This window comes from Lysobacter sp. P5_C4 (assembly GCF_054049695.1).
The window spans coordinates 14590-25559 of record NZ_JBFULX010000003.1; the positions used below are offsets into that span (position 1 = coordinate 14590).

Annotated in this window: 12 protein-coding genes and 1 tRNA gene; 3 read left to right on the forward strand and 10 right to left on the reverse strand. The window is 61.2% G+C overall.

Annotation, left to right across the window (positions count from 1 at the left end; translation table 11 throughout):
• Positions 1-415: 415 nt before the first annotated feature.
• The 4 genes from ACXJJ8_RS07995 to ACXJJ8_RS08010 form a co-directional block, all read right to left on the reverse strand.
• Positions 416-1267 carry a Shedu immune nuclease family protein gene (locus ACXJJ8_RS07995; RefSeq protein WP_499028672.1) on the reverse strand — a complete coding sequence of 284 codons (852 nt, stop codon included), beginning with the start codon at positions 1265-1267 and terminating at the stop codon, positions 416-418.
• A gap of 104 nt (positions 1268-1371) precedes the next feature.
• Complete coding sequence (locus tag ACXJJ8_RS08000) at positions 1372-2346, reverse strand: hypothetical protein (protein WP_499028674.1); 975 nt, start codon at positions 2344-2346, stop codon at positions 1372-1374.
• 326 nt (positions 2347-2672) lie between these two features.
• Complete coding sequence (locus tag ACXJJ8_RS08005) at positions 2673-3344, reverse strand: Cap15 family cyclic dinucleotide receptor domain-containing protein (protein ID WP_499028676.1); 672 nt, start codon at positions 3342-3344, stop codon at positions 2673-2675.
• Positions 3310-4224: a nucleotidyltransferase domain-containing protein gene (locus tag ACXJJ8_RS08010; RefSeq protein ID WP_499028679.1), complete on the reverse strand. Its 915-nt coding sequence runs from the start codon at positions 4222-4224 to the stop codon at positions 3310-3312. The genes ACXJJ8_RS08005 and ACXJJ8_RS08010 overlap by 35 nt, the downstream gene beginning before the upstream one ends.
• A 604-nt stretch (positions 4225-4828) precedes the next feature.
• Between ACXJJ8_RS08010 and ACXJJ8_RS08015 the strand changes: the two genes are divergently transcribed.
• Both ACXJJ8_RS08015 and ACXJJ8_RS08020 read left to right on the forward strand, forming a co-directional pair.
• Positions 4829-5095 carry a hypothetical protein gene (locus ACXJJ8_RS08015; protein WP_499028681.1) on the forward strand — a complete coding sequence of 89 codons (267 nt, stop codon included), beginning with the start codon at positions 4829-4831 and terminating at the stop codon, positions 5093-5095.
• Positions 5062-5367 (forward strand): hypothetical protein, encoded by a 306-nt coding sequence (locus tag ACXJJ8_RS08020; RefSeq protein WP_499028684.1) that lies wholly within the window; start codon positions 5062-5064, stop codon positions 5365-5367. Before ACXJJ8_RS08015 ends, ACXJJ8_RS08020 begins: the two co-directional genes overlap by 34 nt.
• A 266-nt stretch (positions 5368-5633) precedes the next feature.
• Here the strand turns inward: ACXJJ8_RS08020 and ACXJJ8_RS08025 are convergent.
• The 5 genes from ACXJJ8_RS08025 to ACXJJ8_RS08045 all read right to left on the reverse strand — a co-directional run bounded on the left by ACXJJ8_RS08025 (position 5634) and on the right by ACXJJ8_RS08045 (position 9218).
• Positions 5634-5720: transfer RNA gene (locus ACXJJ8_RS08025), tRNA-Leu, on the reverse strand.
• Positions 5721-5753: 33 nt separating this feature from the next.
• Positions 5754-6206, reverse strand: coding sequence for a DUF2214 family protein (locus tag ACXJJ8_RS08030; protein ID WP_499028686.1), 453 nt, complete (start codon positions 6204-6206; stop codon positions 5754-5756).
• A gap of 4 nt (positions 6207-6210) precedes the next feature.
• A complete protein-coding gene (locus ACXJJ8_RS08035) occupies positions 6211-6825 on the reverse strand; it encodes a cysteine dioxygenase family protein (RefSeq protein ID WP_499028688.1) in 615 nt (204 codons plus the stop codon).
• Between the two features lie 51 nt (positions 6826-6876).
• Positions 6877-7992 (reverse strand): homoserine O-acetyltransferase MetX, encoded by a 1116-nt coding sequence (metX, locus tag ACXJJ8_RS08040; RefSeq protein WP_499028690.1) that lies wholly within the window; start codon positions 7990-7992, stop codon positions 6877-6879.
• A gap of 422 nt (positions 7993-8414) precedes the next feature.
• Positions 8415-9218 carry a DUF5694 domain-containing protein gene (locus tag ACXJJ8_RS08045; RefSeq protein ID WP_499028692.1) on the reverse strand — a complete coding sequence of 268 codons (804 nt, stop codon included), beginning with the start codon at positions 9216-9218 and terminating at the stop codon, positions 8415-8417.
• A 201-nt stretch (positions 9219-9419) separates the two neighbouring features.
• On the opposite strand from ACXJJ8_RS08045, the gene ACXJJ8_RS08050 reads away from it, so the two are divergent.
• Positions 9420-9953 carry a DUF1453 domain-containing protein gene (locus ACXJJ8_RS08050; protein WP_499028694.1) on the forward strand — a complete coding sequence of 178 codons (534 nt, stop codon included), beginning with the start codon at positions 9420-9422 and terminating at the stop codon, positions 9951-9953.
• A 17-nt stretch (positions 9954-9970) separates the two neighbouring features.
• Here ACXJJ8_RS08050 and ACXJJ8_RS08055 read toward each other — a convergent pair whose 3' ends face one another.
• Positions 9971-10774, reverse strand: a complete 804-nt coding sequence (locus ACXJJ8_RS08055; RefSeq protein WP_499028697.1) for a helix-turn-helix domain-containing protein — start codon at positions 10772-10774, stop codon at positions 9971-9973.
• Positions 10775-10970: the final 196 nt, after the last annotated feature.

Below are 10970 nucleotides of genomic sequence, written 5' to 3' on the forward strand. Positions count from 1 at the left end.
GAACGGCTTGCGCTAGGACCAGAACGGCTTGCGCTAGGACCAGAATGGCTTGCGCTAGGACCAGAGCGGCTTGCGCTAGGACCGGAATGGCTTGCGCTAGGACCCGAATGGCTTGCGCTAGGACCGGAATGGCTTGCGCTAGGACTACAAACGCCTTGAGCTAAGGCCTCGGAGGCTTGCGCGAGGACCTCAGGGGCTTGCGATGGGACCTTAGAGGCTTGCGATAGGACCTCAGAGGCTTTCGCCAAGGCTTCGGAACGCTTGCGCCAGGACCTCAGAAGCACACGCTGGGACCTCGAACGGTAGCTCTACGAATTTTGCGGGCGCCAGTTCGGCGAAGCGCTTTTTAGACTCACAGCAGCGGACTCGCTGAGCAGGGCTCAAAGCCAAAAACGTTGATCAGCGATGGGGGCGCCTAGTTGGGTGTCTTTGGCAAACTGGCCGCGGCATCGCCACCGAACAGCCTTTCAGCGATCCATTGTCCGTTGTATCGCAACAGCTTTCCCGACAACCACTCATCAATGTCGTAGCCGGCTTCGCGCAACTCGCTCACGTACTCGTTAGAAATCTCCAATGAATCAGGCCCAAGCCAGCCAAGCGCTTGATCGGGATGCATCTGCATGGACTTAAACGCAAAGCGATCACCCTTCGAGCGAAGGATGATCTTTTTCTCCCTGGGTCCGTTCCTATACCAGTTGATGAGCGTGTCGTACGACATCACCTCAATGCGTTCTTTTTCCCTGAGTCGTTGCAAGTACTCCATTCGCTCCGACGACGCATTCTTGTTGTCGGATCGACCCATGATTAGCACGTAGTTGAACTCAACCGGATGCCGTCGCATGACCGCCGGAGCCATTATTGGATGCAGCCGTCGAAGTACGTCATCCTTATTACTTGCGACGTAGTGCTCCCAACTGCGAACCTGGTCTAGTGCGCCATTGAACTTCGAGCTAGAAACAACCTTGTCAAAAGTGGAATTAAAGAAGTTCTTCTCAGGAACTTCCAGTTCCACGAATGTGACAATCCACCGAGCAGAGCTCTTGGTGAGATACGCGTAGTCAGTTGTCAGCGCGGATGAGAGAGCAAACTTTGAAATGATGAAGTCGAAATGTAGTCCGTGATTCAGCAGGTTGTGCAACGGGACTAGTTCAGAGTTGTTCTCTAGGAAATCCTGAACAACCTGTTCCTTCTGCCGGCCGGGTGGGGCTGGCGCTTTCAAGACTTCTTCGAACCGATCAACGAGCGTCTGATCAAAATCTAGATACACGCTTCCACTCCATTACTTCTGTTGATCTTGCCGTTCCAATCGGCGAATCCGCGCGACTGGGGCTTGCTCCACTTTCAACACCAGAGCAGTCCACCAATGGTTGCCTACTTCGGTTGTGGAACGGCCTTCGCCAGCGCAGTTAACAGGTCCGCCAAAGCCTTTGGATCCCACTGTCCGTGCGTCTGAGCCTCAGGAACGCCGGCGCCATGCATCGATGACAGGAGCTCCTTTGCGATGAGGCCGGCCGCCTCATCGCCGGCAGACGCAAAAGCGGCCTGAACCGCCACATGTTGGACCGTCAGCCGCGTTATTTCATTCTGATACATGCGCATTTCGTTTAGGGTGGCGCGATATAGCCTCAAGAAAAAGAATGAAAAGACCTCGATGAAGACCACTAGAGACAGTCGAGGTATGTAGTGCGCGACGAGTACGGTAATCGAATCAAATTCTTCCGGTGCGCCGAGCACCATGTACGTTAGCAACGACACCGCCATCATCGTTGTCACCACGCCGATGACGAGATTCAAGTTGCTACGTCGGCCGAGTGCAGTTAGCTCAGACCGAAGCCTCCGCTCGGCGAGCGTGTACGTCTCTGTAATCTTCGTTTCACGGGCCTCACTTATTGCAGCTGCAGCAAAGCGTCGGCTAAATTCCGTCGCCAGATCCGCGTTGATTGACGGTCTAAGAGCATCAATCACCGCCTGCCGGTCTTCCTCCGAAACGCCCGGTCGGCCAGCCTTTAAGCGTTCGACGTCTGATACAAGGTGTTTGAAGTAGAGATCCACGTCCGGCTCAAACGCAAACAATCCGGGGCCGCTGATGGCGGCCTTAAGTTGCTCGCCGAAAGAACCACGCAGGTAGCGCAGCATCAATAGCGCAAATCCTAAAAAGAGGAACGCTATGCCAAAGGCAATAGCGAAGCTAACCGGCTTCTCAGGGCGCGAAGCAACGAGAATCGCGCGGTCGATGTCTCCCCGGAACGCCAACGCCGCAGTGCCGACGGTGATGAAAGCTACGGCCAATGAATACCGAAACTTTGCGTCGCGAAGCATCGCCCCGACGAATTCAAGGTAGGACATTCTCATGCAACTCCCTCCCGCGCCGCGTGTACGGCCGTTGCGTGGCTAATCGCGCTAACCTTAGATGAGATTGTCCTGCACAACAATGTGGATCAGGGTGGGTGAACGTTGGTAGCGCGCAACTCTAGACGCGTGCTCTCCCGCGATTTACTGCAGCCGCGAATTGACAACGAGGGGCCTGTCGCGGATCGGGGTTTCGACCATGCCGCGACTTGGCCGGCAAGGAGGGCGGGGAACGCCCTAAGCCCGGTCGTCTCGGACCTCTTGATGTACGCGTCGTCCTCCAAGGCAATACGCCGCGACGTCAACAGGATCGCTTGCGCGGGCTAACTCAAGTACTTTTTCGCATCTTCGTAGCGCGAATAAACCTTCGGGATGCGACCCTCGAACGTCATTCGTCCGACTGTCCGCCGGTCGGTCCAGTATTCAGCCGTCATCGACTCTGGTTTGTACTTCGCCCCATGCGTGGAAATCGTAGCCGCCCCAACGTGACGCTCGCTACGCACGCCCCGAAGCTCGACCCCTGGAGTATTGGCGTAGACAACCGAGACGTTGAAACGATTACCGCACGGTGTCGGCTCAATGGCATGGGCCAGCAGGCACGATTCGGATTCGGGTGTCATAAGCTGAATCTGCAGCTTACTTAACGTCTGTACCACACCTGCGTAGGCCGTGATTGGCGGAACCCGTTCGCCAGTCTCGGGGTTAATCCATTCCGACTGTATGGTCACCTTCCAGGTGCCACGAAGGTCGGGGCGATCGAACAACCAGCCCTGAAGGGGCCGCCACCGCCATAGGACATACTCCATCGCAAGCGACACGCCGACGAGCACGCCGACTACCGTTGTGAACGGCGCAAGATGCTCCCAGGATAGTTGCGTTCCCTGCATTGCAAGCATCCCGCCCCACGCGGAAGTGGCGACAGCAAGTGCAGCGGTGATTTGAAGGCGCGTGAACATGGTCTCAAGCAGTCCCGATGTATTGACGGGCGCGGTCAACGAAAGATTCGAACTGCTGGCGTTTAAATTCGTCGCCTTGGAGGAGGTATTTCAATTTGCTTACTTCAACCCATTCGCCGCATCGATCCATACTTGCAAGATTGTACGAAAGGTGATCGAGCACGGATTTGACGGCMGCGAACCAAGTGCTGTGTGCGAAACACGTGTTGGGTGCGTTCCAAACCAAGCACTCCACATTGAATCCTTTAAGCGGCTTCGCTTCAGAGATGCCTTCCTCGTCCATAACGTTTCGAAGCTTCTTGACGATGCGAACGACGCCACGATACGCGCGTCGGGTGTCATTGTTCTTGCCGTTTCCGTTTTCGTAATGCTGATTCGGCCATTCGGCCTTGTCGTAAAGGCGCTCGGGCCAGTTGATGATGCGCCCTCCGTCATCCGGACGAAGTTCTGTCCCACAAATGTATGAGCCATCGACGGCAAAACGTCGGTGAACCATTAGGGGTACAACATCGGCATCGACGCGATAAGTATTTTCGTGAACATCAAAGGCCTTCTTGCCTCTTGTCACGTGGTCGCGACCAAAGTGTTTTACAAGCGCCTTCTCGACATCGTCCTTGAAGTGCGAGTACCCGTAGTCGACGCTGACGACATTGAAGTCGCTGCCGGTTTTTCCAGGAGGGTAGTCGGGGCCAAAAAGATTGCCGGTGAACAGAACTCCGATGTCTACGTCGCTATCTTGTCGCACGTTTACGCGGTTTCGGTACGAACCTTGCACGAAGACCTTGGTCACAGATGCCAATTTCTCGTCGGCGGCCATGGCCTTCCGCACAGCGTTGATGGAGTTCTGAATTTTGTCGCTTTCAGTTTGGCTTGGCGCCTGCGCCCAAGTTGTGAATCGGTTCTCCCATGTAACGCTCACGATTTCCCCTTCTTTTTTCTTGTTCGGAATACTTCGGTTGCGTTTTCTCGGTGCCTATGTGCGCCGCATTTTGATAGCAGCGCTCGTTGCAACTACCTCCGCAGCCATAGGCTGCCCCCTATGCGTCTCTCTTAGGGAGATTAACGGAATCAGCTCCCGCGCTGGGCCAGGGCGTTTTCATTCAACGAAACCCGTGCCCGTCCGCAATCCCAGGACTTCAGAAATGGACGTGTTCGCACGCACTAGCGGTCTACACACCTGCCGGATGTGCGCTTGTGGTGGCATGTGTGTAGATATAGGTCTTGTTGGAGAGCCTCGCGTGCATGTATCCCCGCGTCCACTTGCGCCGGATGGTTGAATCTCTCCGAACCGCAGCCGCACTGACAGCGCGGCGCAAATTGCAAGGCATGCACGGACTCGGCATCGCGTAAGGGATCGTGGTGGCTGCGGCGACTTCCAACACGCGTTCGACCACCGCGGTTTCGTTCATGAAAATTGAGCGCGGAAACCTTTCATCGGCGATGGTCAATGTAATCAGGGTACGCTCCCCGAGTAAGCTCCTCCATCGTCAACTATCAACTTGAATCGTCGTGGGGTTGTGCCAATGCGGTGGTGTGAACTGCGTTCCCGAGTCGAATCCGAGTTCGCAGACGACATCCAGGGCAGGGTGTCCGTCCACGTGACCCGGCATCACGAACGCCCCCGCTCCGATCGGGGTTGGATCACGATCGACGGCAACGAGATCGCGAACTTTTTGCGACTGGTCCGTCTATACCCAAACCCGGACCATCGGTCGTCACACAAGGATGCGCTCGCGGCCTATGGCGAACTGCGCGCGTGGGATTTTTCAAAGAGGCGTGCTGGGCGCTGATCCACGACGGCGTGGATGCATGTTTTGATTCCGGCGAACCGCTGCGGCAGGCGTTGGCCGTCCTGCATCGCAAGTTCGGTAAGCGTCGGCTGCAAGAGCTGCTTTCCCCGCACGAGGCGTTGCATCCGTTGGTTCGGTTTCTCGCGGAGTTCAGAGCCACGGGCGGGGCTCCCGCGGTTGGCGAGGGACGATCAACGCATACGCTCACGAGATGCGTCCGGTTCCCACAGGCGGCCGGGCCGCGTGACCGAGCAGTGGTAGCCCGCTGCTGAAGTCGTCCACCTTGTGCCACGCGTGCGCGCAGCCAGAAGCCTCGCAATCGCGCCTCTTGCTGGCTACACCAAGGTCATCAGAACCACGACAGATGACGTCGCAGTGCAGTTCGCCAACGAAACGATGATGGCTTGTTGAGGTTGCTCACGATTCGTTTCCGAAAGAGTGAGTAACTCGCGCTGACCCGCTTCGATGGCGTTGGCCGCGTCATGAACAAAAAACCCCGCGCTTGCGGGGTTTGATGGGACTCGGGATTTCGATGCTCTGGTGCCGGAAGTGGGACTCGAACCCACACGCTTTTAAGGGCGGCGGATTTTGAGTCCGCTGCGTCTACCGATTCCGCCATTCCGGCGCGGGCGTGAAGTATAGCCCGGCTGTTGGTTCTTCAGAACCCGCCGTGGCGGGCCATCGCCGCGGCAAGGACGAAGATCGCCGCCACCAGGCCCAGTTCGATGCGCAGCACCCTGCGGATCTTCGCCAACTCACCGGCGGCCGGCGCGAAGCCCGGTTGCGTGCGCTGCGCTTTCTTCCAGCGCAGGAACTTCACCGTCGGGAAGATCGACAGCAGGCCGACGAGGACGAACGCGCCGATCTTCGCGTGGAAGTAGGGGTTGTGCAGGTAGAAGTCCGGGCCTTTCACGCCCAGGAACACGCGGCACAGGCCGACGACGAGGAGCAGGCCGGCGCAGGCGCCGTAGCCGCCGTCGAGTTTCGCCAGGCGCGCAATGGCGTCGGTGGTCAGGGGGCCGCGGAGGAGGACGGCTTCGGCGACGAGCATCGCCACCAGGCCGAACACGAGCAGATGATGGAGGGCGGCCAGGCCGAGGTCGGTCGCCACGCGGTCAGGCGGCTTCGTCGGTTTCGAGGACCGCGCTTTCGCGGACGAACCATTCGTCCTTCACGTTCGCGAACTTCGAGCAGCATTCCATCGGCGCTTTGTAGATGTGCAGCGAGATGGCGATGCGGTCGGGGCTCGCGTTTTGAATGGTGTGGTACTCGTGCGGCGGGATCAGGCTGCCGGCGCTGCCGGGGCCGGCGTGCATGCCGCCCGCGGCGCGGAAGCGGAAGCGGTCGCCTTCGCGGCCCAGCAATTCGTACTGCACGATTTCCAGTTGGCCGTCCCACACGCCTTCCACGCACCACAGGCCCGAGTGGTCGTGCAGCGGGGTGCCCTGGCCGGGGCCCCAGGTCATGCAGACGATGCTGTAGCCGTGGTCGCGGCTGCGATAGAGCTCGCGGCGGGCGTAGTGGTCGGTGATGGGTTCGTGCACGCAGTCGGGGAGTTGCACGTCGCGGTCGCGGATCAGGCGGCACAGGGCGTCGCGCAATGCGGCGGTCACCTTGTGTTCGTCGTCCTGGGCGACGGCGGCGTCGACCGCTTCGATCAGCTTGTCGCGGCCCGGGAAGTCCACGTCCGGGCAACAGGCGGAGTCGGTGGCGGCGGACGACGGGTTCATGGGTTTTTACCGGAAGGGGCGGCGGGGGACGACAGGCAGGCGGAATTGTACTTAGACCGTTGCGAGGAATTCGCTAACCGCGGGCCCAAAACGGGCAATGTCCACGAGGAAGGCGTCGTGGCCCTGCGGTGAGGGCAGGGGCAGGAAGGCGGAGTCCGCGCCGGCGGCCCGCAGGCCTTCGGCGATTTGTTCCTGTTGTTGCAGGGGGAAAAGGATGTCGGTCTCCACGCCGATGGCCAACGCGCGATCCACCGCGATCCGGCCCAGGCCGCGGTCCACGTCGCCGTCTCCGTATTCGGCGAGATCGAACCAATCCATCGAACGGCTGAGGTAGAGGTAGCAGTTGGGGTCGAAGCTGCGCACGAAGCGGCGGGCGTGGCCTTCCAGGTAACTCTCCACCTGGAACTCCAGGCCGAAGGGTTCGTCGTCGTCGCGGTCGTCCGATTCCAGGCGCACGCGGCCGAAGCGCCCGTCCCATTCCAGCGCGGAGCGATAGGTGATCACGCCGAGCTTGCGCGCCATGCGCATGCCGGCTTCGGGATAGATCTCTTCGTCGTAATCGCCGTGGTTCCATTTCGGATCCAGGCGGATCGCTTCGCGCTGCAGCGAGCGGATGGCGATCGAGAACGGCAACGCGCGTGCGCTGCCGGAGATGTTGATGTGCGTGCGTGCGGAATTCGGATGCAGCATCAGGTAGGCGAGCGCAACCATGCCGCCCATCGAGTTGCCGATCACGCACGCGAGTGCGTCGATGCCGAGGCCCTTCACGACTTCGTGCGCGGCGTTCGCGCCGTCCTCCACCGAGAGATCCGGAAACGTGAGTCCATACCGTTCGTTGGTTTCAGGGTTCAACGATGCGGGACCCGTCGATCCCTTGCAGCTGCCCAGCGAGTTCGCGCAAATGACGAACCAGCGGTTGGTGTCGATCGGTTTGTCGGGGCCGAGCATTTCTTCCCACCAACCGGCTTCGGCGTTGCCGGCATTCTTCGCCGCATGCGCGTTGGGCGATAGGCCCGTGAGGATCAACACCGCGTTGTCGCGCGCGGGATTGAGCGTGCCCCAGGTTTCGTAGGCCATGCGTGCGTTGCGCAACTCGCCGCCGCGTTTCATCGGGAAGGGCGAGGGCAGGGGGTGGTAGCGCGTGCCGGGGGGGATGAATTCGGTCATGGGGCCTTCGGTCCTTCGCGGGCTTTGGGGCATTTTACTTCGCGATGGGGCCGGAGCCGCTTCGGAGGGAACATGAGACTGTCCAAGGTCGAATAATGACTGAACCCGCTAATTAGCAGTCACCCGTCGATCAACTTCATTCGTTCACCGAAGTGGCAGCCCACACAGCCCAAGTGAGGCGCACTCCTTGATCATCTGGAGCTCCGGTGCCGAGATGTCGTTCTCGCGGGGTTTCAAGTCAACGCGTTGCTCGACGACTAGCTTGGCCAATCGCGAGTCACCGCGTGAATATTGGGGCCACGTTTGGAGCGACCCGCAAGGTGATGCCCCAGCGTGAGTAGTTTCAAATTTTTTTCCCAAAAAAATTTTGAACTACTCACGTTCGGGCGGCGCGCCAATGATGGAGGACCGCTCTAAACCACCTACTTCGGCAAGTAATCATTCGCCTCGACCAACGCAACCCCAGGCGCCTCGATCACACACTGGCGCAACAAGTAAGCGTGCCCCTCGCCGAAGAACACCACCGCGCGACCCCCCACCGGCAAGTCCTGCAACAACCGCGCACAGATCGCGAGATTGCGCGCATACCACGCACTGGCAAGCCGAACACCCGGCTGCGTATCGCCGTCGCCATAACGCAACATGTCCACGTAGAACCCATGGTTGCGAAGCGCGCGTTCCGGCGAATTCATGTAACGCAGCACCGATCCGAGACTTCCCTGCGCAACCCGCTTGCTGAGCGCCTGCACTTCCTTCCCGGCACCGGCCAGTGAAGCGTCCAATCGCGGCGCCATGCCATGACCCTTGGCGTACTCCTTGACCGCATCGAACGGAAACTCCCCTCCGACGTCGATCCCGCGAACACGCGCCAACCCACGCAACTTCGCCAGCCGGAACCCCAACTGCACGACCTCGTTGCGCGAGGGCGGAAGCGTGCCGTCCCGGAAGCTCGCGTACTTTTCGTCCGCCACCGCCTCCGGCCACTCCACCATCACCTGCGTCGGCGCGAACCGCGCGAGCGACGTGGCGATGTCGGCCAGCTCTGCCTGGCGCTTCCTGGAAAGTACGTCGTCGACCTGGACGTTGAAGAGGTCCTTTCCCGGATTGTCCAGGTGGAACGTGCCGACGATGATGACTTGGGTGGGCGCCGCCTTGGAGACCGACTGCGCCGTCGCATCGCCGATGGCGAGCAGTGCGCAAAGCGCGACAAGCAACCTTGCGGACATGGGAACGCTCCTGCAGGTCGAACCGATGCCCGCAAGAGTTTACCCCCACGTTCCGGGCAACGGCCGACGCGCACCGGGCGACGCGCCCGCCGCCCCCGGAGCAGGAAAATACGGCGAAGCCGCGCGGCGATTCCGAGCCTCACCCCGCACTCGCGCCTCGCATGGCGAGCTAGCCGCCCGATCGCCGCACACGACCGCACCATGCCGCTGCTGTTACTCCTCCCCCTCGGGCTGCTCGCACTGGTCGCACTCTGGCTCGTGCTGCTGCCGATATCGCTCTGGGCGCGCTACGCCTCCGGCCGCGCGCGCCGCCGCGCGCAACACTGGGTCATCCGCGCAAACGCGTGGTTGCTCGCGTTCTCCGTTCCACTGCTCCTGCTGTCGGCGTGGCTGGCATCGCACTGGATGCATGCCGCATTGCGCGATGCTTCGGTGGGCCTGTTGCTCGGCGCACTCGTCGGCATCGCGAGCCTGTGGTTGACGCGGTTCGAGCGCGACGCGAAAGGGCTGTTCTATACGCCCAATCGCTGGCTCATCCTGGCGATGACGACGTTGGTCGCGCTGCGCATCGCCGTGGGAGTGTGGGTGGCGTGGCGGCACGCGACGAGCGGCGCCGTGGATGCGCTCACCGACTGGATCCAGGGCGGCGCATGGAGCGGCGTGGCCGGGGTGTTCCTGGGCTATGCGCTGGCCTACACGTGGGGATTGCGGGCGCGGCTGTCGCAAGCGAAATAGCGAACCGAACTCGGCAATCAGCGCCGCGCAAGACCCTCGGGCACCAGCATCGTCGGCGCCAGGCCAAACACGCGCCGGCACGTGCGCGTCAGGTGCGCTGCATCCGCGAACCCGGCTTCGTGCGCAGCCTCCGTCCACGAACGCCCCTGAAACGCAGCCTGCACCGCCCGATCCACGCGTGCCCACAACAACCATGCCCGCAACGACGTCCCGGTCTGCTGCACGAACAAATGCCGGAACCGGCCCGGCGACAAATGCACCGCACCCGCCACATCCTCCAGGCGGATCTGCGACCCCAAGCGCGCACGCATCCACGCCAGCGCGGCCGTGATGCGCGGATCCTCGCTGGGCGCGAGCACCGGATCGCCGGCGACACGACAGATCGCGCCCTTCGCGTATTGCGACAACGCCGTGTCGTCGGCCCCACGGGTGTACTGCGCGTGCAAGTGTCGAACCGCCGCGTGTGCTTCCTCGTCCGAAAGCAACGCGACATCGAACCCCGCGAAGCGCTCCCGCAACGCCGCGCCGCTGCGCGAGTTCGGTTCGACGAACATCGTGGCGATCGACGCCCCCCGCCCATCGAAGGCATGCGGCCGATCCGGCAGCACGACCATCCCGCGCGCCGCCCGCGCCGCGGGCCAGTCGGCGGCGCGGATGTCGAACGCGCCATCCATCGCCAACGAAATCTGGATCGCGTGGTGCGCATGCGTCTGCACCGCGCCCAGATGGACACCGATCCAGAGACTGCCGCCGGGCCAGCCGATGATGCGGCCGATGCCCGCGACCGGTCGTTTGCCTGGAACCTGCGCGTCCGTGTTCACGTGCGAACAGCCCCTTTGTTCAAGAGCCCCCGGGGGGAGGGGGCCAAGATTACCCGCAGGCCACCCACGGCCTGTCCCTCACCCCGGAGATGAAGCCATGAACACCGAAGCCAAGGCCGCCTGCACCTGTGCCGATTGCGTGGGCGCCGCCTGCACCTGTGGTTGCCAGGCGCCCGCCGCCGCCAAAGGCGCCTGC